Source organism: Cohnella ginsengisoli, from assembly GCF_029525555.1.
Classification (GTDB): domain Bacteria; phylum Bacillota; class Bacilli; order Paenibacillales; family Paenibacillaceae; genus Cohnella; species Cohnella ginsengisoli.
This window is the reverse complement of record NZ_JAPDHZ010000008.1, coordinates 151474-174515: the sequence shown is the minus strand read 5'-3', so window position 1 is coordinate 174515 and position 23042 is coordinate 151474. Positions and strand designations below refer to the sequence as shown.

Below are 23042 nucleotides of genomic sequence, written 5' to 3'. Positions count from 1 at the left end.
ATCGTCGGATCGTATTGGAAGGGTGGCGCGAAACCTATTCCGCCAGCACGATGTCCCACTCGTGGATCTCATAGCCCCTGGCGCCCAGGACGACGTACGGATCCTGCTTCACCCAGGATTCGGCTTCCTCCAGGGAACGCGCCTTGTAGATGACGAGGCCTCCGGCGCCGTCGACGAACCGGCCGTTGGCATGAAGCTTGCCGTCGGAGCGGCGATCGGCCAGGAACTGCAGATGCTGCTCGCGGAACTTCACGCTGAGCTCGGGGTCCTTCATCGGCAGGAAGACGGCGAAGTGCTTGATTGGCTCCTCTGGTTCGTCGCGCCGGAGCTGGTAGTTCAGCATCGCGGCCATGTCCTGCTCGGCGAATCCGTCGCGAACGGCGCCGTCGAGCAGGCCCTTAACGCGGCGTCCCGCGGACAGGCCGACGCCGGACTGCGCGGCGAGCTCGGCCGCGAGCGTCAGATCCTTGGCGAGCAGCTTGATGGCGAAGCCGGCTTCGAAGCGGCCCGGTCCGATATGGTTGCGGTAATGCCGTTCAAGGATTCGGCTGCTGGCGAAGCTGGACAGCAGCACGTTCACCAGCTGCTCCTCGTCCAGGCCTGCTTTTCTGCCCAGGGCCAGCGCTTCGCTGACGGCCTGCGTATGGATGCCGACCATGAGCTGGTTGACCAGCTTGACGACGGAGCCGCTGCCGACGGGACCGACGAGGTCGATCTGCTTGCCCATCGCGGCCAACACGGGCTGCGCCATGCCAAACGTCTCTTCGTCGCCGCCGACCATGATGCTGAGCGTCCCCGCGACGGCGCCGGTCGTTCCGCCGCTAACCGGCGCGTCGAGGAACCGGAGGCCGCGCCCGGCCGCGGCCTCGCCGATTTTACGCGACAATGCAGGGCCGACCGTGCTGCAGTCGACTAGCACAAGTCCTTCCCTGCCGCTCGATACGAGTCCGTCGGATCCAAGGTAGACCTCCTCCACGTCGGCTGGCATCGGCAGGCAGGTGACGATCAGGTCCATCTCCCCCGCCAGCTGCGCGCGGCCTGCGCCTACCCGGCCGCCTAATGCGGCCAGACGTTCCTCGGCCGGCTTGCTGCGATTCAAGCCATAAACTTCGTAGCCTGCCTTTATGAGGTTTTCCGTCATCGGCAAACCCATATTCCCCAACCCGATGAATCCGATCTTCTTCAAGTCGTTCACGCTCCTCGGCGTTATGTCTTCGTCTTGATCAGTCTTGCGACATTGCGCGCGGTTCGCGCCAGATTATCCTCGGCCTCGGCCAGGCACTCGTCCAGCGTCGACGGCCGGCCGACGATCGGGAAGACGGCGGCGAACGTCTCGTAGAGAGGGTCGATGTCCGGGCCAAGGCCGCCGGATATGAGAATCGCGGGGACGCCTTCGGCCGCCGCCCATTCCGCGACGCGGAAGGGCAGCTTGCCGCTCAGCGTCTGCGCGTCGGTTCGCCCCTCGCCGGTCAGTACCCAGTCGGCGCCCGCGATCTTCGCCTTCAGCCCGGCCGCCCGGGCCGCCACCTCGGCGCCGGACTCGATCCGGGCGCCGAGTCTCAGCAGCGCGAAGCCCAGTCCGCCCGCGGCGCCCGCGCCGGGCTGCTCCGACAGACGCAGCCCATTCGCGTCGCTTGAGTTCGCCTCGGCTCCGCCCGCGCTAGGCCCGCCCGGCCGCTCCAGCAGCGCCGCATACGCGTGCATGGCCTCGTCGAGCTCCGCGGCTTGCTCGGGCGTCGCGCCCTTCTGCGGCCCGAACACGCGCGAGGCGCCAGACGGCCCCGTCAGCGGGCTCGTCACGTCGCTGGCCGCCGTGATCGCGCAAGCCGCGAGCCGCGCATCCAGGCCGCTCCAGTCGACCGCGGCCACGCGCAGCAGATCGCCGCCCCTGCCCTCCAGCAGGCGGCCGTCCCGATCCGCGAAGCGCGCGCCGAGCGCCGCGAGCATGCCCATGCCGCCGTCGTTGACGGCGCTGCCGCCGAGCCCGACGATCAGGCGCCTCGCGCCGCGGTCCAGCGCGTGCGCGATCGCTTCGCCGAGTCCGCGCGAGGTGGCGGCATAAGGGTCGCGGCGATCCGCCGGAATCATCGGCAGACCGCATATATTCGCCGTCTCGATGACGTAGACCGGTTCGCCGTCCAGCTCGATCACGCCGATCAGGGCCGAGGCGCCGGGCTCGAGCGGGCCGTGCACGGCGACTTCCTCGCTGCGGCCGCCGCAGGCGCCGACGAGCGCCTCGACGGTGCCCTCGCCGCCATCCGCCATCGGGAAAACGTCGATCTCGGCGTGCGGAATCTCGCGTCGGATGGCAGCCGCCATGACGGCGCCGACCTCCCGCGAGGACAGGCTGCCTTTGTATGAATCCGGAGCAATGACGAAGCGCATTTCAGGTTCTCCTCCCAAATTTACAGCCAATATGAGATGCTAACCCCTATCATACGCCTGTCCGGGCCCGATGCGAACCTTTTCTCCGCTCCGCGCGCTCTCGATCGCCGCGAACACCATCGCCATGCTCTTGAGATTGTCCGAGCAGTCCGTCTCGGCCGGCCGGCCTTCGGCGAGCGCGGCCAGCATTTCGTCGAAGCAGCCGTCGTGACCCTCGTGCCCGGCCCACGGCGCGGACGGTTCGACGCGCTTGTACGCATGCATCCTTGCTCCCGGCCCCAGATGGCCTTCCGCCACGCTGCAATACGAATCGTTCGTCCCGTCCCAGATCAAGGTGCCTTCGGAGCCGACGACGCGCCAGTCGCCCTGCCAGGAGGTGGGCTCGCCTTCGGCGCACCAGGAGCCGTTGTACGTGAACACCGAGCCGTCGCTCATCTCGAAGATGCATACCGCGGAGGCGTTGCCCGCGTACCACGAATGGGAAGGGTTGAACTCATGGCAGTACACCGACACGGGATCGGCCTGCAGCAGGAAGCGGGCCTGATCGAACGTGTGGATCGCCATGTCCAGCAGCAGCGGATGGTCCATCGTCTCCCGGAAGCCGCCGAAGTGCGGGCCGAGGAAAAAGTTCGCCGTCGCATGCGACGGCTTGCCGATCGTCCCCTGCGCGATGAGGCCGCGCGCTTCGCGGATCTGCCGGGCGAAGCGGCGGTTCTGCATGACGGCGTAGCGGCGTCCCAGCCGCCGCACGATCTCTTCGATCTCGTAGGCGTCCGCCATCGAGACGGCCATCGGCTTCTCGCCGATGACGTCGCAGCCGAGCTCGACGGCCGTCGTCACGACGGTCTTGTGCACCTGCGGAATCGTGACGTCGAAGACGAGGTCGGCGCCGGTCTCGCGGATCGCCGTCCCGAGGTCGGTATAGCAGGGACAGTCGAGGCCGAATTCCCGAGCCAGCGCTTCGGCTGCGGGCAGATGGATGTCGACGAGCGCGGCGAGCTCGATGTCCGGACGGCCCGTCGCGTATTTGACCCAGCGCCGGGCCATATTGCCGCAGCCGACCTGAACGAGGCGGAATTTGCGATCGGTGTTTAGAAACGCGCCGTTTGCGGTCATGCGCGCCTACGCCTCCTGCCGCGACTTCAGCGGCTCCAGCGGCTTGCGGTTGCCGAACAGCGGGGCCGGACGGCCCGTCGGCGCCGCCCAATGCACGGCGTTGCGGATGACCTTGCGGATCTCTTCATTGTAATAGGTCGGATACGTTTCGTGCCCGGGGCGGAAGTAGAAAATCTTGCCTTGTCCCCGCGTGTACGTGCAGCCGCTGCGGAACACCTCGCCGCCCTCGAACCAGCTGACGAACACGAGCTCGTCGGGAGCGGGGATCTCGAAGCTCTCGCCGTACATTTCCTCCTGCTCCAGTTCGATATATTCGCCGATGCCCTCCGCGATCGGGTGGCCCGGCGATACGACCCACAGCCGCTCCTTCTCGTCGGCTTCCCGCCACTTCAGGTTGCAGGTCGTGCCCATCAGCTTCTTGAAAATCTTGGAGAAATGTCCTGAGTGCAGCACGATGAGCCCCATGCCCGCGAGGACGCGCTTGTGCACGCGCTCGACGATCTCGTCGGACACCTCGCGATGGGCTTTGTGCCCCCCACCAGACGAGGACGTCCGTATCCTCCAGCCGCTGCTCGGAGAGGCCGTGCTCTTCTTCGTCGAGCGTCGCGTATCCGATCGCCAGATCATCCCCGAGGCCTTCTCCGATTGCGCGGTGGATGCCGTCCGGGTAGACGGCCTTCACCTTCTCGTTATTTTTCTCGTGACGGAATTCGTTCCAGATCAGCACGCGCAGTTTGTCCTTCATGCCGCCATCCTCCTCGTTTGCGTTCAGCCTTGACCCCCACATTATAGGCCTCGCCGTTCAGGCAATAATAGCTTCAAAGCTGACCGATTGTTCTCCAAAAATGACATGTGTGCTATACTTGGGGCTCCAAAAACTCTCTGCGCCCCAAGCGAGGTGTCCGCGATGACGACGTTGGCAGGCGATCTCCAGGAGCCGGTCCGCGAGGAGGTCGTGGTCTACGGCCATCCGCTTCTGCACATGAAGATATGGGAGATCGGCATGAGCCCTCCGGCGCCGTCACAAGAGGCGTACGGCCCCTGGCATCATCACAAGGAAGTCGAGCTGCTGGCGTTGATCGAAGGCAAGATGGGTATGCAGACACAAGACGGCTACCTGCGCCTCGAACCCGGCGACGTCGCGCTGCTGGGCGCCTCGCAGCTGCATCGCACGCATCGCGCGGGCGCTGATCCCGTCCGATTCATCGTCCTGCAGGTCGATCTCGGCCGTCATATGGAGAGCGCCGCGCTGCCTTACTTGTACGGCTTCGGAGACGGCGCAGCGCCGCTCGAGCGCCTGAACGGCCTGTTCCGGGAAAAGCCCGAGGTTCGGCGCGAGACATACGATTTGATCGCGCATATGTACGAGGAGTACCGGGGCCGCGCGCGCGGCTACGAGCTGGCGCTCGGCTCCGCCATCCAGCGGCTGCTCTGGCTGTTCGTCCGGCACGGCGACGAAGGGCTGCTGCCCGCTTCTGCGGAGCGGGACCTGTTGCGGCTGCGGCCGGCGCTGGACCATGTCGACCGGCATCTGCACGAACGGATCACCGTCGAAGAGGTCAGCCGGCTGCTGAATTTCAGCTATCATTACTTCATTCGCTACTTCCGCTCGGCGATGGGCTGCTCGTTCGTCGATTATGTCAATCGCAAGCGGATCAAGGCCGCGGAGCGCCTGCTGCTGACGCGGGATATCAGCATCGCGGAGGCCGCGCTTCAAGCCGGCGTGCCGAGCATCGCCCAGTTTTACAAGCTGTTCAAGCGGTTCAACCGGTGCTCGCCGAAGGAATTCGTCGCCCGCATGAGCGGTCGCGAGGACGGCTAGCGCGCCGTTTTTCGACCGGACTTTTCTTACCCGAACGCCGCGGCCACAGCCTGCAAGCCTTGCCCTGCCTGGGTTTTCGGCGGACATTTCTTTCAGTTGTCCCGAATCAAGTAATGTCCCTACCGCGCCTCGGAGATCGGACTTACGATGGGATTGCAGCGACAGATTCAGGCGACAGCAAGGACAGCGCCGATCATTTTAATCCGGGGAGGACTTGGTAGGATGAAGCCGATGATAAAGAAGGCTTGGTTGGCAACCGTATTAATGACAGCGATTGCAGGGACGGCGGCGTGCGGCGGAAACGGGAACAACAACGCGGCTCCGACCGGCAGCAGCGGCAGTACCGGGAGTAGCGGCGCAACGCAGGCGAGCTCCCAGGGAGCCGGAAAGACGGAGGGCGGAGAGCCGCTTTCCATCCAGATGTTCGCGGGACTCTACAATGAAGTGCCCGACATGAACGACGCCTTTTGGACCGAATGGCAGAAGCGGACCAACACGAAGCTGAACGTCGAGTGGGTGCCATCGGGCGACCTCGACACGAAGCTTGACCTGCTGCTGGCGTCGGCGCAGCTGCCGGAGGTGCTGGCGGCGCCCGACTTCAAGCGGCCGACGCTGATCAACGCGATCAAGGGCGGCGCGTTCTGGGATCTAACGCCGTTCCTCGGCGATTTCAGCAAGTATCCGAACCTGAAGAACAACGTGCCGGAGAATGCCTATAAATACCGGACGATCGACGGCAAAATTTATTCGCTGCCCGGTTCCCGTTCGCAGATCGACCCGGGCATCAAGATCCGCAAGGACTGGCTGGATAAGCTGAATATTCCGGTGCCGACGACGCTGGACGAGTACGCGGACGCGCTCGTCAAGATCACGAAGGGCGATCCGGACGGCAACGGTCGCGCGGACACGCTCGGCCTGATCGGCGGCGGCGTCATCATCAGCGACGGGGACGCGTCCTTCGCGTCGGCGTTCGGCGCGATGGAGCCGACGTACAACGATGAAGGCGGGCTTATTTACACGAATCTGAACCCGGGCTACACGGACGCCATCGCCTACTTCCGCAAGATGTACGAGATGGGCGCGTTGTCCAAGGAGTTTTCCGTCATGAAGCGCACGCAGGCCCAGGACCTGTTCACGACCGGCCGCGCCGCCTCCTATACGCGCAGCATCTGGTGGGACAAGGAATGGGAGGACCTGATCAAGAAAAACGGCCAGCCCGACGCGAAAATCCTCAATCTGACGCTCAAAGGGCCGAAGGCGTACGCCGTCAACCTGACGCTCGGCGGTACCGGCAGCTTCCTCATTTCCAAGAAGGTACCGGAGGAGAAGGTATGGAAGCTGCTCGACTACTTCGAGAAGACGGCTTCGACGGAAATGAGCGATCTTGCCTACTACGGCATTGAGGGCGTGCACCATACGGTCCAGGGCGGACAAAAGGTGCTGACCGAACAGGGCGTGAAGGAAGTCAACACGACCAGCAAAAACGCGGGCGTCCTGGCCACCCAGAAGTGGGGCAAGGTCATCAGCGCGTCGGGCGACAAAGCTTACAACGACGCCAAGATCGCGGAGGTGCAGAACTTCGGCGAGATCGGGAGCGTCGACCCGTTCGCCTACCTGATCTCCGACACCTGGAACGACGTCTGGGCGAAGTATCAGAACGAATGGAAGTCCACGGTGACGCAGGCGATCGTCGGCCAGATCACGATGGAGCAATACAAGCAGTTCGTCGACAAAATCAACAATCTCCCGGAAGCCAAAAAAAGCGTATAAGGAATTCGCCGAGAACTACAAAGCGATGAACCCGTAAACGCGGCAAAACAAGTCTCGCAGAAAAGCGGAAGGCGACCGGCCGGGAGCCGGTTGCCTTCCTTGTCTATCGCGCCCCAACCGCCGTTCCGAGGGAGGTCATCATGAAGCCGCTGCTGAGTAAAGTCCGACAAGCCGCCAACCGGGCGTTTCCGCGATCGAATTATTTTAGAAGGCTCGTCTGGCTGGGATGCGTCTCCGTGACGGTCCCGATCCTGATCCTGGGCCTCGCGTATTACCGGTACTCCGTAAACAAGATCGAGGAGCAGTTCCAAGCGGACAGCCGCACCTCCCTGACGCTGCTTCAGGAGCGCACGGAGAACCTGATGACGGACATCGAGTACCAGTCGATGCAGCTTGCAGCCAACGCCACGATTCGCTCCTGGCTGGGCAGGCCGGGCTTCGCCGAGCAATACGTGATCCAAATGAATCTCCTCGATCTCATGACCGTGCAAAAAAACGCGAGCAGCCTCGTGCAGGATATCGTCTATTACGCCAGCGCGTCGGACACGGTGCTGTCCAACGCTTACGGGAAAACGACGCTTGCGGACTCGCCCGAGCGCGAGAATATAGCGGCGGTCCTGAAGGGGACGCGCAGCGAGGGCTGGACCTACCTGCCGGCGTACGCGAGCAACGGCTATATCTCGTACGTTCGCCAGCTTCCGGTCATGCGGACCGGCCGGCCGATGGGCGCGCTGATCTACGAGCTTAAGGCGGCGGATCTCGGCAGACAGTTGTTCCAGTCGGGCGTGCCTGCGGGCGAAGAATCGTATGCGGTCGTGGACGCGGGCGGCACGATCCTGCTGCACTCCTCCGACGCGGCCCTCCTGGGCCAGCAGGCCGATTCGGTCGAGCTGTTCCGGAGCGTGCTGTCCGGCAGCGGCGGCGAGGGACAGTTCGTCATGGGAGAAGCGGCCGGCGGCAAGGTGCTGACCGCGACTTACAAGACGGCGCTGGGGCGTACTTATATTTCGATGCTGCCGGAGAGCGCGATCGCCGGCCAGCTGAACTGGATGCGGCTGTTCGTCCTCGGCTCGGTGCTCGTCATTTTGGTGTTCGGCATCGTGCTGACCGTCGCTTCGTCCAAGTTCGCTTACAGTCCGATCGACAAGCTCATCCTGTACGGCAGACAGCTGCGGCACGGCCCCGGCGCCGCGGGCAGGGGCAACGAGATCGGTTATATTCGGTCGAGCCTCGCCTATCTGAACGACCAGGCCGAATCGCTGCGCGCGTATATCGAGCGGATTCAGCCGGACTTGCGCGACCGGTTCGTGCTGAAGCTGCTGACGGCGTCCGCGCCGGTCAAGCCGCAGGCGGTCGAGGCGGAGGCGCAGGCATACGGCATGCCGGCGACGGGAGGTTTTGCCGTGCTGGTCGTGCGACCCGAGAATCTGTTCAAGGAGAAGCGGTTTTTGCCCAGCGAAGGGCCGATCATCGTTTTCGCGGTCAAAAACGTCATGCAAGAGCTGTTGGAGGGCGGTCCTTTTTCGAGCGGCTATGTGCTGGGGAAGGAGGACAAAGAGGCCGTCGCCGTGCTTCGTTGGGACGGTCCCGTGCGCGAGGAAGAGGCCGCCTGCATGCTGGACGCTTATGCCGGCCGCGTATGCGAAGCGCTGAAGACGCATCTGTCGTTCACCGTATCGGTCGGCATAGGGGGCGTTCGCGAGGGTCTTCATCTGCTGTCCGAGTCGTATCGGGAGGCGGAGGCCGCGCTGCAGCAGCGCCTTTTCGACGAGCATCGCCGGGTCTTCCGCTACGACGCGCTGCCGGCGCCTTCGGGCAAGCTGGCGACGTTCAACTATCCCAAGGAGCTGGAGCTGGAAATTACGGAGCATCTGCTTCAAGGAGAGCTCGGTCTGGCGGAGGCGTCTCTGGGACGTTTTTACGAGCGCATCCGGCAATCCGAATCGTACAATACGGCGATGCATTGCTACCATATCTTGCTGTCTTCCATCATTCAATCGCTCGAGGAGATGGGCTACGGCGTGCTGGACAACCTCGGGGACAATTTGTTCGAGCAGCTCAAAGCGAGGCAGACATATCGCGAGGTGCAGGAGTGGTTCGTGGAGTTTTTGTTCCCGATGCACCGGCAGATCACGGAGGAGAGCCGGGCGAACGCGACGCGGATCGCCGTGCAGCGGGTATGCGCCTATATCGAAGCGCATCAAGGCATGCCTTCGCTGATCGAATGCGCCGAATACGTGAGCATGAGCCCGTCGTACCTGAGCCGGCTGTTCAAGCAGGAGGCGGGGATGACGTTTATCGAGTACCTGATGAAGTACAAGGTCGATCGCGCCAAAAAAGCTGCTGGAGGAGACGAATCACAGCGTGGCCGAGATCGCCGAGCTGATCGGTTACTCCGAGCGCAACCTGAACCGGGCGTTCCAGCGGCATCTGTCCATGTCGCCGAAGCAGTACCGCATGTCGCTGCGCTGAGCGCGGAAGCGTAGAAGCCTACCCGCGGGGCAGGCTTCTTTGACGTCTGCGACGGGTAGGGGCTGCAGGGCGCGGATACCGGAGTTGCCCGGAAAAACCGTGTAACTTCGTGGCAAACCTCGCTCGAGTGCGGAGTTAGCCGGAAAAACCGTGCAACTCCAATGCGAGCCAGCGCGCGAGAGCGAGTTACCCGCAAAAACCGTGTAACTTCGTGGCAAACCTCGCTCGAGTGCGGAGTTAGCCGGAAAAACCGTGCAACTCCGATGCGAGCCAGCACGCGAGAGCGAGTTACCCGGAAAAACCGTGTAACTTCGTGGCAAACCTCGCTCGAGTGAGTTGAGTCCATATAATTGTGTAAAATGGATGGCCTCTTGAAAATAAGGAGAGCCATGAAATAGAACCTCGTCTAGAATGGAGTTGTCGAGACAACATTCAAGGGAGAGGGCTATTCATGGCTCAGTATCAGATTACACTAGACGAGGCACTATTGCATCAATTGTTTATTGGACAGGCACGTGACGAGGGAGTGGCCAAGCTGCTGGAGACGGTGCTCAACCAGGTGTTGAAGGCGCAAGCAACAGATCAACTGGAGGCCGAACCTTACGAGCGTACGCAAACCCGTCAAGGCCAGCGAAACGGCAGTTATGCGCGAGGATTAACGACACGGGTAGGCAAGCTGCAGCTGGAGGTTCCGAGGTTTCGAGACGGCCAGTTCTCCACAGAGCTATTCGCCCGGTATCAACGTAGTGAGCAGGCGCTGGTGACATCCCTTATGGAGATGGTCGTGAACGGCGTCTCGACGCGGAAGGTTCAGCGGATTACAGAGGAACTTTGCGGTACAACGTTTTCGAAATCCACAGTGAGCGAGCTGTGTAAGCAGTTGGATCCGCTGGTGGAGTCTTGGCGCACGCGTTCCTTGGAGGAAAAGAGCTACCCGTTTGTCATTGTGGACGCCATGTATGTCAAAGTTAGAGAGAACGGTCGGGTGCGCTCCCGTGGCGTGTTAACCGGCTACGGCATCAACGAGCACGGTAACCGTGAGGTGCTTGGAATTTCCATCGACGATACCGAGTCCGAAGCGAGCTGGAGTGCATTCTTTGAGGGCTTGAAGCAGCGTGGACTCCATGGCGTAGACCTGGTCATCAGCGACACGCATGGCGGCCTTGTCCAAGCGATTAAGCATCACTTTCAAGGGGCGACATGGCAAAGGTGTCAGACGCATTTTACGCGAAATATTCTAGATGTCACGCCGAAGGCACTACAATCCGAAATAAAGGCGGCTCTGCGCTCGATATTCGAAGCGCAGAACCTGGAGAGCGCGAGAAGGCTGCTGGAAGAAACGCAAGAGATGTACCAGGAGAAAGCGCCAAAGGCCATGGAGACGCTGGAGCGAGGATTTGACGACGCCACAGCGGTACTGGCATACCCGGAAGAGTACCGGGTAAGAATCCGGACCTCGAACGGCATGGAGCGAGTCAACCGGGAGATCCGTCGGCGAGAATCGGTTATACAGATTTTTCCGAACCGTGAATCGGTTATCCGATTAATCGGTGCCGTGCTCATGGAGCTCGAAGAATTATGGAGCAACAAGCGCTTCATGGACATGACAAGGTACCATGCGTGGCAGAAAGAGCGTGCGAAGAATCAAAAGTAAGCAACAAAATTCGTCGACGAGGATTTTACACATAAATATGGACTTGACCCGAGCGGGAGGAGTGAGTGCGAGAATAGCGTGATTTTGCGCTATTTTGGAGTGTTAGGTGAGCGGCGGGGTTGCGAGCGGGGGAGCGAGTGGGAGAATAGCGTGATTTTGCGCTATTTTGGAGTGTTAGGTGAGCGGCGGGGTTGCGAGCGGGGGGAGCGAGTGCGAGAATAGCGTGATTTTGCGCTATTTTGGAGTGTCAGGTGAGCGGCGGGGTTGCGAGCGGGGGAGCGAGTGCGAGAATAACGTGATTTTGCGCTATTTTGGAGTGTCACATGAGGAGCCGGCCTTGGGGAGGCGTCGGCCGATCGACGAAACGCAAACGGGACGAAGCAGCGAAACCGCTGCCTCATCCCGTTGATTTTGACAAATAATCCCCGTTCTCAGGCCGCCTTCAGTGTCGCAACGCGCGGCGATCGGGAAAATCCCCCTGGCCATCAGCCAGACCGCAAGAATCATCTCGTTCGCCGCGACCGGCAGCGACAGCAGCGCGCCCCAGACGGACAATTGCTCGAATACGCCGAACATCTCGAACAGGGCGGCCGAGAAGACGAGGACGGCGCCGGTCATGCCCAGGATCGGGATGAACTTCGGCACGAGCCCGGATTTGTAAAAAATATAGCTGTACAGCATCGTATTGATGCCCAGCATGAAGTTCGGACCGAGCAGAAACGTCCAGTCGTGGACCGCCTTCAATAAGGTGCCGGCGGCCTCGTAAGCGGCTGCATCCGGCGCGGCCGAAGCTTCGAAGGACCCGCTCAGGGTCAGCAGCGACAGCACGCCGACGATGCCGATGACGATGACGACGGCTTCCATGAATCGGAAGCACACGTGGCCGAGCGCCAGCGTCTGATTGTATTTGCGCAAATACGGAAACATCGCAATCGATGTGCCTACGGCGGACACGACGAGGATCAGCTCCATCACCGCGCCAAGAACCACCTGATCGCCATGCTCGGCGCCTTGAACGAGATAATCGGCGCCGTTCAGGATCGGATCGTACAGCAGAAGACCGGCGATCGAAGAGACGGCCGCGAGGATAAACAGGATGCCGGCCATCTTAGAGGCAAGCGTGCTCGAATACTTACTCTGCTGCGTCTTCTCCATAGAAGAACACCTCTTCCAAAGGGAGTTTAAAAGCGCGCGCGATTCGGAAGGCCAGTTCCAGCGAAGGGGAGTAGTTGCCCTTTTCCAGTGCCACGATCGTCTGTCTCGTCACGCCCGTTAATTCCGCCAACTGCTGCTGCGTCATTTCATCGTGGTTAAACCGCAGCCTCCGGATGTGATTGCCGACCAGGTTCTTGCCCATCGTTACACGCCTCTCCGGTAGTGATACAGCCTCGTCGCGGAGCCGGTCACGTCCGAGAGGAAGCCGGCGGCGATCAGGATGACGAACATCGACTGCGAAGGCTGGCCGGCGACCAGCGCGCCCATGGACGCCAGGAAGCCGAGGACGAACACCAGGAACGAGTTGCGAAATGCCTTCAAGTCGATCAGCTTGTCGAGCTCGTCGGCGAACGACGGCTCCTTCTCCCCGGTGGTCATCCGGTGGACGATGTTGAAGACGATGCCGATGACGATATGCGCGAATATCGAGACCAGCATCAAAATGAGGACGAAGGAGCCCCAGTAGCGAAAGATTTCGTCGGCCTCGGCGCCATCGCCGGGGTGACGCGGGTACACGATCGACGAATACGCCACGAAAATGAGGACTGCGCTGATTAGCGATACGATGCTCTTCTTTTCTTGATAGGTCATGCGGCTGCTCTCCCCGTATCATTTATGTGAAGTCAAGTTTGATATTCATAATGTAATGTATTTCAATCATAATGTAAAGTATACTTTACATTGCGGACTTCACTTGCCTGTTCGACGGCATCAAAAATCGAAGTGTCTAAGGGCCGCTTGCCTAATGCGCTTATTTTTCGTTCGCTTACCTTCCGCGGATAAAACCGATTCATTAGCGAAGGCAATGCGCCGATATGCTATTAGTAAGGCTTATCTGAAAGGGGCCACGACATGATGCAGCGACTGAAGTTTATGTACCGTTTTTTTCTTATGCAGCCGATATGGTTTAAAATTTTAGCTCCCGCGGCTCTCATCCTATCGATCTTGTTCAGCAGCTCGCTATTCGGGGAGGACGCAGGTTACGAAGGCGGAGCCAAGCTGGCGGCGGCGGTTTTTTTCGGCTTGTGGGGTTTGCAGTTCCGGCGCAACCGTCGGCTCGCGATCATCTTCTTCGCGCTAGCCGCATTCAGTTTATATTTGGCGGTAAATGCCTTCCTGAAAGAAGGATAAGACGAAACCTGAGCGAACTATATTATGTCGAGACTTCAGGAAAAATGGGGAATCTTGTCGCAAACCATATAAGGGAGCATGGACCCGCATGTTTAGATTTAGGAGCCGCCTCGTATTCAAGCTGTCGGTCATGATTTTGACCATCCTCGTCATCCTGTCCTCCGCATTAATCTATTTGCAGATTCGCAATACGAAGCAGGCCAGCGAAGAGGCGATCGGCAGCATCGGCATGCATATCGCGGAGGCTTACGCGGGGCAGTTCGACATCGCTTCCTACGAGAACTTCACGAAGGACGCGCAGGAAAACGAACTCTATTGGCGTCTGCGCGAGGTGCTTAACCGCTATCGGCTGGAGATCGGCGCGCTGTACGTGTATACGGTGAGGATCGACGATCTCGGTCAGCCGATCATTCTGATCGACGGCCAGCCGAAGAACGAAGAGACGGCGTCTCCGATCGGCGAGGTCACCGACATGCCGAAGGCGGCGATCGCGGACGTATTGGCGGGCAAGACGGCCAAGACGAGCATTATTCACAACCCCGAATACGGAGACTACCTCTCCTCGTTCGCGCCGCTTCGCGACGCAAGCGGGAAGGTAATCGGCGCGCTCGGCATCGATACGGACGTGGCCGTGTCGAATACGATTTATCGGGACGTCTTGGGAAAAAGCATGACGGCGTTTATTCTTATGGGTGCGCTTACGCTCCTCGTCTTTTTGCTGATCGCCTGGTTCATGGCCCGCGCGCTGCGGCCGCTCGGCACGATCGTCAAGGGGGCGGAGGCGATGGCCGGCGGCGATCTCGCGGAGGCGCAACGTCAACTGGGTGCAAGGCGCGTACGGTCCAAGGACGAGATCGGGCAAGCGTACGGAGCCATGAAGAGGATGACCGAACGGCTTGGCGTCACGCTTGGCGGCGTCGTGCAGGACGTGACGGCGACGACGGCGGATCTCGTGCGTTCGACCGACCAATTCGGCGCCGAGGCGCAGCGGATGGTCGCGCTAAACGTGGATATGGAGCAATCGATCGGGCAGCTGGCCGACGGGGCGGCGCATCAACGCACGGGGGCGGAAGAGAGCGCGAAGTCGATGGAAGAGATCTCGCTGGCGATCCAGCGGGTCGCCGAAGCGTCGTCAAGCGTCGCCGCGGCTTCCGCGAACGCGCTCGCGACGGCGGAGCACGGCCGAAGCTCGATCCGCTGGCTCAAGGAGCAGGTCGGGTCGATGTCTACCGTGGCGGAGCAGACGACGAGCTCGGTGCAGGTGCTGAACGCCTACATGCAGGAGATCAAGCCGGTCCTTCAGTCCATCGTGAGCAATGCGGATCGGACCAAGATTCTCGCATTGAACGCATCGATCGAGGCGGTGCGGGCAGGAGAGCACGGCGCGGGATTCGGCGTCGTCGCCGGCGAGATTCGCAAGCTCGCGGAGGCGGCAGCCGTATCCGCGACGCAGGTCACTTCGCTCCTGGAGCAGATCCGCGGCGAGTCGGCGCAGATCGGGGAGCGGATGGCGGAGGAAGCGCAGGAGATGGCGAAGGGCGCGGAGCTGTCGGGCGAGGTGGCGTCGCTGTTCGACGATACGGTCGACCGGTTCGTCTTCGTGAACGGCCATATCCAGGAGATCTCGGCGGCCGCGGAGCAGGTGCTTGCCGGCTCCGAGGAAGTCGCGGCTTCGGTCGAGCAGATGTCGCAAATCTCGGCGGTCAGCGCGGACAGCACGATCTCTATCCAGCGGATGTCGGCCGACCAGCTTGAAGCCGCGAGGCGGATCGCCGATACGACGGCGCAGCTCAAGAAGCGAGGCGCCGTGCTGGAAGAGGCGGTCGCCAAGTTCAAGCTCTAAGGCGGCAAGCCCGGCTCAAAGCTCGTTCCGCGCCTTGATCGTCCTTGCGTATTCGGACGGCGTCATGCCGACGGATTGCTTGAAGTGACGCGAAAAGTAATGGACGCTGCTGTATCCAAGCAGGTTCGAAATTTCGGTCAAATTATAGATATCCTCGCGGATATAGGCTTTGGCCCGCTCGATCTTCAGGCGGTTGAGGTAGGCGATGATGCCGGTGCCGACCGTTCGCTTGAACAAAATATTCAGTTGCGTGCGGCCCATGTTGAACTGCGCGGACAGGCCGTCCAGCGTGATTTTGGCGGACAGGTTTTGCTCGAGATACGCGATGATCCGCTTGCCCAGGTGCGCGCTCTGATTTTCGGCGGTGGTGGACATGAGCTGCTGCTCGGCCTGCTGCCTGGCAGGTCGCGCATGGCGGATGATGAGGATCAGCAGCTGCTCCAGATAAAGTTTAAAGAGCTGTTCCGCCGCGAATGCGGCCTCGGGCCGGGGGACGATCGGGTACTGGTTCAGGCCGAAGGCGTCCAGACCCTCCTTCATCAACCGCGCGAGCGCCGCATGCTCGGCTTGTCCGATTCGGAACAGCTTATTTTCGTCGAAAAAAGGCCATGGCCTCGTCGTCGCAGCGAAAGGTGACGATGAACAAATTGGGCGCCTTGCTGCCGGTACTCTCGAGCTGATGGAATTCGTTTGGACTATGCACGAGAATGTTGCCTTGATTCAGCCGATAATAACCCGACCCCGTATTCGCGTTCACTTCGCCTTTGTCGACGTAGACGATCTCCCAGAAATCGTGGCTTTCCGCGATGTACTGCTCCCGATTGGACTGCTCGAAGTAGTAGCAGGTGTAAATGTCGTTCACGACGAGCTGCTCGCGCAGCCTATGCTTGATAAAATCCATCCGTCCTTCCCCTCCGAACTAAAGTATAAACTTTCCGTCCGATTATGCAAAAAGAGAATGCAAAATTCCCGACAAATTTTCTAAATCAAGCTGCGTGGAAAGGGGCTATGATGGGGCTAGCATGCTTACAACGCCAAGCGCGGACGCGGGCTGCATCTTGCATTTTGGCGGATACGGGGAGGGCTTAATCTTGGAAATCGGCGTTATTCATACTATCGATACGAGCGCGCAGGACAATATGTTCAAGGTCGTCAGCGATTACGGGTTCGGCGTGTGCCAGTTGAATTCGTGGAACATGGATCATTGCACGCCGGAAGTGGCCGAGCGGGTCGTCAAGGAAGCGCGCGAGGCGAACGTGCGCGTCTGCGCGGTATGGGCGGGCGTGCCGGGACCGGCGGCGTGGAACTTCACGCAGGGACCGCTGACGCTGGGCCTCGTGCCCGAAGCGTACCGCGAAGAACGGGTGAAGGCGCTGAAGGGCTGGGCGGACTTCGCGTCTTGGATCGGCGCTCCGGCGATCATCACGCACGTCGGATTTATCCCGGAAAATATGACGGATCCCGCTTATCCGGCGGTCGTCGAAGCCGTCCGCGAGGTCGCCGCCTACTGCGATAGCAAGGGGATCGGCTTTTGGTTCGAGACGGGACAGGAGACGCCGGTCGTGCTGCTGCGCACGATCCAGCGCGTCGGCACGTCCAATCTCGGCATCAACCTCGACCCGGCCAATCTCATCCTGTACGGCAAAGGCAATCCGATCGACGCGCTGGACACGATCGGCGCCTACGTGCGCAACGTCCACGTCAAGGACGGGCTGTATCCGACGGACGGCGACAACCTTGGCGAGGAAGTGCGCGCGGGCACGGGCAAGGTGAACTTCCCCGCGTTCGTGCGCAAGCTGAAGGAGATCGGCTACGCCGGCGAGTACATCATCGAGCGCGAGATATCGGGCGAAGCGCAGCGGCAGGACATCCTGCGCACGGCGGGCGATCTGAAGCAGTGGCTGCGGGACGCTTGAGAAAGTGGCCAGCAAGCGGGATCCGTGCACGGTGCCGCGGGGCATGATGTGTTGACGTAGGTCAACACTTGGCCCATGCGATGCATCGCAAATTTAAAGAAGCCGCCCCCGAGTCAGACGAACTGACGCAGGGGCGGCTTTTCGGCGCTTGTGAGCGCCGTCAGCTTACTTTTTCAGCATATGGAACACTTGCTCGACGTCCTTGTCGCCGCGGCCGGACAGGTTGACGATGAGGATGTGGTCCCGCGTCAGCGTCGGCGCGAGCTTCTTGGCGTGGGCGACCGCGTGCGCGCTCTCCAGCGCCGGCACGATGCCCTCCGTCCGCGACAGCTCCTGGAACGCCGCCAGCACTTCGTCGTTGGTGACCGTCACGTACTCCGCCCGGCCGGACACCTTCAGGTGGCTATGTTCGGGCCCGATGCCCGGATAGTCGAGCCCCGCGGCGATCGAGTAGGTTTTGCGCGGTTCCCCCCGCTTCGTCCAGCAGCACGAGGCATTTGAAGCCGTGAATGATGCCCGGCACGCCTTCGGTCAGCGTCGGCGCCTGGTCGGGCTCGACGCCGATCAGGCGCACGTCCGGCTCTTCTATGTAGTGCGCGAACGCGCCGATCGCGTTGCTGCCGCCGCCCGCGCAGGCGATGACGGCATCCGGCAGCCGGCCTTCCTTCTCCATGATCTGCCGCTTGGACTCCTCGCTGATGATCGCCTGGAAGTGCTTGACCATCGTCGGGAACGGATGGGGACCGACGGCCGAGCCGAGCAGGTAGAAGGTATTCTGATAGTTCTGCACCAGATCGCCCAGCGCTTCGTCGACCGCGTCCTTGAGCCGGCCCTGGCCCTTGTCGACCGGTACGACCTTCGCGCCGAGCAGCTCCATGCGGAACACGTTCAGCGCCTGACGCCGCGTATCCTCGGCGCCCATGTAGATGACGCAGTCCATATTGAACATGGCGCAGGCCGTCGCCGTCGCGACGCCGTGCTGTCCGGCGCCCGTCTCCGCGATGATGCGCTTCGCGCCCATTCGCTTGGCGAGCAGAATCTGGCCGATGGCGTTGTTGATCTTATGCGCGCCCGTATGGTTCAGGTCCTCGCGCTTGAGATAGACCTTGGCGCCGCCCCAGGCATCGGTCAGACGCTCCGCATAGGTCAGCGGGCTCTCGCGGCCGACATACTCCCGCAGGTAATACTGCAGCTCCTCGTTGAATGCCGGATCGTCGCGAAACTTGTAAAATTGCTCGCTGAGATAGCTCAGCACTTCCTGCAATTCCGGCGGTACGAAGCTGCCTCCGAACTCCCCGAAGTATCCTTCCTGCAGCGTCTCTTGGCTCATGCAAGCGCCTCCAAAGGTAAGATTGCGATTTCTCGCTTTTCGTCTTCCAGCGTATCACATTACCACCGCAGGCAATAGTGTCAACATGGGAATTTTTAGCTTTTTCGGGCGTGCGGGCGCTGGATGGCGGCCGGCTTTCCAAAGCGTTTTTGCGATAAAGTCTGGACGCCAGGGTTCTTCGCCGTATAGGCAAGACCAGGAGGCGCGTATGTGTGGATAGCTACCGGAGGCGGTGAGCCGTCCAGCTCGTCCGCCTTCTCGCGCCGGTCCCGGCATCGGCATCAACGTTCCGTCTCCCCGTACGTAACGCGATTGCGTCCGCCGCTCTTGGAGGCGTAGAGCGCCTGGTCCGCGCGATTCACCAAGGTCTCGTCTGTATCGCCGGGGGAGACCGTCGCCGCGCCGACGCTGATCGTGATGCGAAGCCCCTCCCAGGAGGCGGCTTCTACGCCGGCCCGATATCGCTCGGCGGCTCCGATGACGCTCGCGCGATCCGCGCCGGGCATGAGCACGGCGAATTCCTCCCCGCCGTATCGGGCCGCGATGTCGGCCGAACCCGACGCCGATCGGAGGAGCGCCGCGAGGCTCGAGAGCACCAGATCGCCGACCGGGTGCCCGTAGGTGTCGTTGATCTTTTTGAAGTGGTCGATATCCAGGATCAGCATCGAAAAAGGCTGCCCGTTCTTCGCGTATGCTGCCAGCAGCTCAGCTAGGCTGTCCTTAAAGAACCGGCGGTTGCGCAAGCCGGTGAGCGGGTCCGTCGATGCCAGGGCTTCCAGCTGCGCGTTCAGACGGAGCAGCTCCTGCTGCTTGGCTTCGTATTCGGCATGCAGTTGCTCCAGTCGGACATTCGCTTCCTGCGTGGCCTGATAGAGCGCTTCAAGCTGCGTTTTCGTCCGCAAAATGTCTTTTTCGTGTTCGATGCGCTTATTCATCTCCAAGGCGACGCAATCGATGAAGAGTTCGCCTCCGCGCTCCAGCCGGACGCCGTTCATCAGCACGGGGAGGTCCCGCCCGTCCTTCGTCCGCAAGGCGAGATACATCTCTTTGACTTGACCGTACAGCTGTATGTAAGGATAAAAGTAAGTATGGAAAAAAAGCCTGTTGGCGAGCGACAGGATCGACTCGACGTGCCGATCCGCCAACTCCGGGCTTTCATATCCGAGCATTTGGAGCAGCGTCTGATTGGCCGACCGAAGCAGCAAGCCTTCGGCGGTAATCGAAAAGTAGCCGCAAGGGGCGTGATTAAGTTGCGTGTCCAGTTCCATAAACTGCCTTTCTCCAGGGCCTACGCGTCGGCCAAGTATTGTCGGATGAGGGACGTCGTTTCTTCCGGATGACTGAGGTGGGGGTAGTGTCCTTTGGCGTTCATTAGCCTAAAAGTGCTGTTCTTGAGATGTTCATGCAGATAATTCCCGACCTCGATCGGCGCGATGCTGTCCTCGGCGCATTGCAGGATCAAAGACGGGACGGGCGTGCGCGCGAGCTCGCCGCGGCAGTCCGACAGGAACGTGACCTCCGCGAATTGCCTGGCGATATGCGGATCCTTGGAGCAGAAGCTGCGCTCGAGCTCTTCGGCCAGCTCGCCGCGGTCCGGGTTCTGCATCGCGATGGGCGCCATGTAGCTGGCCCATCCGATGAAGTTCATCTCCATCATGTTAAGCAAATCCTGAATCTCGCTCGCGTCGAAGCCGCCGAAGTAGTCGGGCGAATCGTTCATGTATCGCGGAGAGGCGCCGATCATCACGATCCGCTTGAACCGGCTCCCGTCGCGGATCGACGCGAGCAGGCCGATCATGCTGCTGACGGAGTGGCCGACGAATATCGCGTCCTCCAGCTGGAGCGCGTCCAGAATCTCGTTCACGTCCTGGGCGTACCCGCGCAGGTCGCTGTATTTGTCCGTATCGTAGTATTGAATCTGCGACCGGCCGGATCCGACATGATCGAACAGGACGACGCGGTAATCCGCCTCGAAGCCGGGCACGATATAGCGCCACATATCCTGGTCGCAGCCGAAGCCGTGCGCGAACAGGATCGGCTGTTCGCCGCGGCCCAGCACCTTCACGTTGTTCCTTGCGAGAATATCGATCGTCATCGGCAATCCCTCTCCACGGCGATTCTATTAAAAGACAAAATTCGATTGGATTCGATACATTCTGATTTATGCCTATTATAGCCGATCCAAGGCGCGAGCGCGACGATCGTTCGCGTTTTTGAGCTGCGTGCACGCAAATAGGGCCGCAAGGGCTACCTGTTCGGCAACCCTGCCAGCCTGGGCGAATACGCGGCGTTCGGCGCCGGCGCTAGAACAGCTTTTTGAACGAGCCGAGCAAGTCTCCCGCCTTGTCCGAGGTCAGTTTGGCCTGGACGCCCGCGATCATCGCGTTCACCTGATCGTTCGGCAGGTTGACGCCGATGACCGTCTCGATCGCCGCGGCAGGATCGCGCTTGAACTTCTCCGAAAAGTCCTTGTCGTTCTTGATCCTGGAGACGATGTCCCCGGCTATGCGCTTGATATCCACGACGTATCCTCCTCCTCGTGCATGTTCGGTTCTGTCGCTCTTCTTTATCTAAACGAAATACCGGCAGACGAAGCATTCGAAACAAATTCGTAGTCAAATTTGCCTATTTGGGTGGCGAAGTTTTCGACAAAATCCGATAGTATGAATAGAGAAACCTCGATTCGGATCGCAGTGGCGATAAGGAGTTGCCATCATGAAATTCAAGCTCGCCCTGAAGCTTGCCGTCGCGCTGTCTTTGGTCTTCGCGCCTGCCGTCCTGTCGGCTTGCGACGGACAGCCGGGCAAGGGGGGAGGAGGCACGGCGCCGGCTTCGCCTGCCGTCGGAGCCTTTCAGGATCCGGCCGCCGAGAAGACGGTGAACGTCGGCGTGACGTACGCGCCGAGCGACATCAATCCGCTCTCGCCCGCCGGTCTCGTATCCGCCTATGTCGCGGGACTGCTCTTTCCGCCTTTGGTGGAGATCGACGCCGACCTGCGGTACAAGCCGATGCTCGCCGATTCGATCGAGACGGCCGACAACCGGACGTTCAAGGTCACTCTAAACGAAGCGGCGAAATGGACCGACGGGACGTCCGTCACGGCAGACGACGTTATTTTCACGCTGAAGCTGATGGCGAACGCGATGGTCGCCTCCAATTACGCGTACATGTTTTCGATTCTCGAAGGGCTCGGACCTTCGGGTTTCCTGCCGGACGGGGAGTCGGATATCTCGGGCGTTCGCAAGATCGACGATCACACGGTAGAGATGAAGACGAAGATGCCGACGACGCTTACGGTATTCGAGGATACGATCGGCCGCAATCTGAGGACGCTCCCGCGCAGCGTACTCGAGGGCGTCGCGCCGGAGGACTTGAACGAGAGCGGCTTCATGCGCGAGTCGAGCGTGACGTCGGGCCCGTTCAAGCTCGAACGGTACGAGCCCGACCGATTCGCGGGATTGGTCGCGAATAAAGATTATTTCAGGGGGAGCGCCCCGGCTGGAGCGGCTCAACTTCAAGGTGCTGCCGGGTTCTGCGCTTGCGGACGCCCTGGAGAGCGGCGAGATCGACATGAATATCCCGTCCGCCGGCGTCATTCCGGCCGAAGACTACGAACGGATCGAAGGGATGCGGGGCGTCACGACGGTAGGCGGCCAGCCGCTGACGACCGTATTCATGTACGTGAACGAAAAATCCGTTCCGGACGCCAGGCAACGAAAGGCGATCTCGTACGCGATCGACCGCCGGAAGCTGGTGTCTAAGCTGCTCGGCGGAGCGGGCGAGGTCGTGGACGGTTATTTCAGCAGCGTGAGTCCTTATCGCAACAATGCCGTGAAGCCTGCGGCCTACGATCGGGCGCGGGCGAAGCGGCTGCTCAAGGAAGCGGGCTGGGACGGACGGAAGACGTTGACGCTGTCCGTGCCGTCGGGCGACGACGCGATCCGGCAAGCGGCGTATATCATAGCGGACAATCTCGGCAAGGTCGGCATCAAAGTCAACGTGGAAAACATCTCGTTCGACGAGCTGACGGACAAGGTCGTCAAGGAGGACTTCGATCTAGGCCTCCTGCCCGTGACGATGACGCCGGTCAATCCGCTGCCGGACCTCGCGTACTTCCTCGGCGCCGGCAATCCCAACGGCTACAGGAACGAAAAGGTGATCGATCTGCTCGCGGCGGTTGGCGCCGAAGTCGACGAAGAGAAGATCAAGTCGCTGTACGGCGAGCTCCAGCACATCCTCGCGGAAGACGTGCCGATGCCGGCGCTCTATGCGGCCAAGGCGCTCGGCGCCGTGAACGGACGCGTCGTCGGCGCGACGCCGAAGGACTTCGGCATGTTCATCAACGTGCAGGATTGGACCGTGCGCCGGCGCGAAGCTTGAATTCCTG

18 protein-coding genes and 3 pseudogenes are annotated in these 23042 nt (G+C 61.0%); 8 read left to right on the top strand and 13 right to left on the bottom strand.

Annotation, left to right across the window (positions count from 1 at the left end; translation table 11 throughout):
* Positions 1–34 precede the first annotated feature (34 nt).
* The 4 genes and pseudogenes from OMP38_RS31610 to OMP38_RS31595 all read right to left on the bottom strand — a co-directional run bounded on the left by OMP38_RS31610 (position 35) and on the right by OMP38_RS31595 (position 4246).
* Positions 35–1186, bottom strand: coding sequence for an NAD(P)-binding domain-containing protein (locus OMP38_RS31610; RefSeq protein WP_277568593.1), 1152 nt, complete (start codon positions 1184–1186; stop codon positions 35–37).
* A gap of 20 nt (positions 1187–1206) precedes the next feature.
* Positions 1207–2385, bottom strand: a complete 1179-nt coding sequence (locus OMP38_RS31605; RefSeq protein WP_277568592.1) for a glycerate kinase family protein — start codon at positions 2383–2385, stop codon at positions 1207–1209.
* 39 nt (positions 2386–2424) lie between these two features.
* On the bottom strand, positions 2425–3501 hold the full coding sequence (locus OMP38_RS31600) for a Gfo/Idh/MocA family protein (RefSeq protein ID WP_277568591.1): 1077 nt from the start codon (positions 3499–3501) through the stop codon (positions 2425–2427).
* Between the two features lie 6 nt (positions 3502–3507).
* A pseudogene (locus OMP38_RS31595) lies at positions 3508–4246 on the bottom strand (ThuA domain-containing protein).
* 162 nt (positions 4247–4408) lie between these two features.
* Here OMP38_RS31595 and OMP38_RS31590 point away from each other — a divergent pair.
* The 4 genes from OMP38_RS31590 (at position 4409) to OMP38_RS31575 (ending at position 11219) form a co-directional block, all read left to right on the top strand.
* A complete protein-coding gene (locus OMP38_RS31590; RefSeq protein WP_277568590.1) occupies positions 4409–5323 on the top strand; it encodes a helix-turn-helix transcriptional regulator in 915 nt (304 codons plus the stop codon).
* A 222-nt stretch (positions 5324–5545) separates the two neighbouring features.
* Positions 5546–7093, top strand: a complete 1548-nt coding sequence (locus OMP38_RS31585) for a type 2 periplasmic-binding domain-containing protein (protein WP_277568589.1) — start codon at positions 5546–5548, stop codon at positions 7091–7093.
* A 140-nt stretch (positions 7094–7233) separates the two neighbouring features.
* Positions 7234–9579, top strand: coding sequence for a cache domain-containing protein (locus tag OMP38_RS31580; protein ID WP_277568588.1), 2346 nt, complete (start codon positions 7234–7236; stop codon positions 9577–9579).
* A gap of 437 nt (positions 9580–10016) precedes the next feature.
* Positions 10017–11219: an IS256 family transposase gene (locus OMP38_RS31575; RefSeq protein WP_277564084.1), complete on the top strand. Its 1203-nt coding sequence runs from the start codon at positions 10017–10019 to the stop codon at positions 11217–11219.
* A 306-nt stretch (positions 11220–11525) separates the two neighbouring features.
* Here OMP38_RS31575 and OMP38_RS31570 read toward each other — a convergent pair whose 3' ends face one another.
* From OMP38_RS31570 to OMP38_RS31560, 3 genes are read right to left on the bottom strand one after another with little or no spacing between them, the layout of a single operon-like run.
* Complete coding sequence (locus tag OMP38_RS31570; RefSeq protein ID WP_277568587.1) at positions 11526–12374, bottom strand: DUF4386 domain-containing protein; 849 nt, start codon at positions 12372–12374, stop codon at positions 11526–11528.
* Entirely contained in the window at positions 12352–12576 is a 225-nt protein-coding gene (locus OMP38_RS31565; RefSeq protein WP_277568586.1) for a helix-turn-helix transcriptional regulator, read from the bottom strand. Before OMP38_RS31565 ends, OMP38_RS31570 begins: the two co-directional genes overlap by 23 nt.
* A 2-nt stretch (positions 12577–12578) precedes the next feature.
* Positions 12579–13025: a hypothetical protein gene (locus OMP38_RS31560; protein ID WP_277568585.1), complete on the bottom strand. Its 447-nt coding sequence runs from the start codon at positions 13023–13025 to the stop codon at positions 12579–12581.
* Between the two features lie 261 nt (positions 13026–13286).
* Between OMP38_RS31560 and OMP38_RS31555 the strand changes: the two genes are divergently transcribed.
* Both OMP38_RS31555 and OMP38_RS31550 read left to right on the top strand, forming a co-directional pair.
* Positions 13287–13565 carry a hypothetical protein gene (locus OMP38_RS31555; protein WP_277568584.1) on the top strand — a complete coding sequence of 93 codons (279 nt, stop codon included), beginning with the start codon at positions 13287–13289 and terminating at the stop codon, positions 13563–13565.
* Between the two features lie 88 nt (positions 13566–13653).
* The gene (locus OMP38_RS31550) at positions 13654–15408 is read left to right on the top strand and encodes a methyl-accepting chemotaxis protein (RefSeq protein ID WP_277568583.1); all 1755 of its coding nucleotides are present in this window, start codon (positions 13654–13656) and stop codon (positions 15406–15408) included.
* A 15-nt stretch (positions 15409–15423) separates the two neighbouring features.
* Here the strand turns inward: OMP38_RS31550 and OMP38_RS31545 are convergent, their stop codons facing one another.
* Both OMP38_RS31545 and OMP38_RS31540 read right to left on the bottom strand, forming a co-directional pair.
* Positions 15424–15948 carry a helix-turn-helix transcriptional regulator gene (locus tag OMP38_RS31545; protein WP_277569014.1) on the bottom strand — a complete coding sequence of 175 codons (525 nt, stop codon included), beginning with the start codon at positions 15946–15948 and terminating at the stop codon, positions 15424–15426.
* 46 nt (positions 15949–15994) lie between these two features.
* Positions 15995–16309 carry a cupin domain-containing protein gene (locus tag OMP38_RS31540; protein ID WP_277568582.1) on the bottom strand — a complete coding sequence of 105 codons (315 nt, stop codon included), beginning with the start codon at positions 16307–16309 and terminating at the stop codon, positions 15995–15997.
* A gap of 190 nt (positions 16310–16499) precedes the next feature.
* Here OMP38_RS31540 and OMP38_RS31535 point away from each other — a divergent pair, with 190 nt between their 5' ends.
* Positions 16500–17324: a sugar phosphate isomerase/epimerase family protein gene (locus OMP38_RS31535; protein ID WP_277568581.1), complete on the top strand. Its 825-nt coding sequence runs from the start codon at positions 16500–16502 to the stop codon at positions 17322–17324.
* Positions 17325–17489: 165 nt separating this feature from the next.
* Here the strand turns inward: OMP38_RS31535 and trpB are convergent.
* The 4 genes and pseudogenes from trpB to OMP38_RS31515 form a co-directional block, all read right to left on the bottom strand.
* A pseudogene (trpB, locus tag OMP38_RS31530) lies at positions 17490–18654 on the bottom strand (tryptophan synthase subunit beta).
* Positions 18655–18935: 281 nt separating this feature from the next.
* Positions 18936–19916 carry a sensor domain-containing diguanylate cyclase gene (locus tag OMP38_RS31525; RefSeq protein WP_277569013.1) on the bottom strand — a complete coding sequence of 327 codons (981 nt, stop codon included), beginning with the start codon at positions 19914–19916 and terminating at the stop codon, positions 18936–18938.
* Between the two features lie 26 nt (positions 19917–19942).
* Complete coding sequence (locus tag OMP38_RS31520; protein WP_277568580.1) at positions 19943–20749, bottom strand: alpha/beta fold hydrolase; 807 nt, start codon at positions 20747–20749, stop codon at positions 19943–19945.
* A 208-nt stretch (positions 20750–20957) separates the two neighbouring features.
* The gene (locus OMP38_RS31515; RefSeq protein WP_277568579.1) at positions 20958–21176 is read right to left on the bottom strand and encodes a hypothetical protein; all 219 of its coding nucleotides are present in this window, start codon (positions 21174–21176) and stop codon (positions 20958–20960) included.
* Positions 21177–21369: 193 nt separating this feature from the next.
* Here OMP38_RS31515 and OMP38_RS36475 point away from each other — a divergent pair.
* Positions 21370–23035 (top strand): annotated as a pseudogene (locus OMP38_RS36475) (ABC transporter substrate-binding protein).
* Positions 23036–23042 lie beyond the last annotated feature (7 nt).

Coding starts and splice junctions, on each gene's coding strand:
- OMP38_RS31605 (WP_277568592.1), bottom strand. CDS start 2,385: ATGCGCTTCGTCATTGCTCCGGATTCATACAAAGGCAGCCTGTCCTCG.
- OMP38_RS31600 (WP_277568591.1), bottom strand. CDS start 3,501: ATGACCGCAAACGGCGCGTTTCTAAACACCGATCGCAAATTCCGCCTC.
- OMP38_RS31590 (WP_277568590.1), top strand. CDS start 4,409: ATGACGACGTTGGCAGGCGATCTCCAGGAGCCGGTCCGCGAGGAGGTC.
- OMP38_RS31585 (WP_277568589.1), top strand. CDS start 5,546: ATGAAGCCGATGATAAAGAAGGCTTGGTTGGCAACCGTATTAATGACA.
- OMP38_RS31580 (WP_277568588.1), top strand. CDS start 7,234: ATGAAGCCGCTGCTGAGTAAAGTCCGACAAGCCGCCAACCGGGCGTTT.
- OMP38_RS31575 (WP_277564084.1), top strand. CDS start 10,017: ATGGCTCAGTATCAGATTACACTAGACGAGGCACTATTGCATCAATTG.
- OMP38_RS31570 (WP_277568587.1), bottom strand. CDS start 12,374: ATGGAGAAGACGCAGCAGAGTAAGTATTCGAGCACGCTTGCCTCTAAG.
- OMP38_RS31565 (WP_277568586.1), bottom strand. CDS start 12,576: ATGGGCAAGAACCTGGTCGGCAATCACATCCGGAGGCTGCGGTTTAAC.
- OMP38_RS31560 (WP_277568585.1), bottom strand. CDS start 13,025: ATGACCTATCAAGAAAAGAAGAGCATCGTATCGCTAATCAGCGCAGTC.
- OMP38_RS31555 (WP_277568584.1), top strand. CDS start 13,287: ATGATGCAGCGACTGAAGTTTATGTACCGTTTTTTTCTTATGCAGCCG.
- OMP38_RS31550 (WP_277568583.1), top strand. CDS start 13,654: ATGTTTAGATTTAGGAGCCGCCTCGTATTCAAGCTGTCGGTCATGATT.
- OMP38_RS31545 (WP_277569014.1), bottom strand. CDS start 15,948: ATGAAGGAGGGTCTGGACGCCTTCGGCCTGAACCAGTACCCGATCGTC.
- OMP38_RS31540 (WP_277568582.1), bottom strand. CDS start 16,309: ATGGATTTTATCAAGCATAGGCTGCGCGAGCAGCTCGTCGTGAACGAC.
- OMP38_RS31520 (WP_277568580.1), bottom strand. CDS start 20,749: ATGACGATCGATATTCTCGCAAGGAACAACGTGAAGGTGCTGGGCCGC.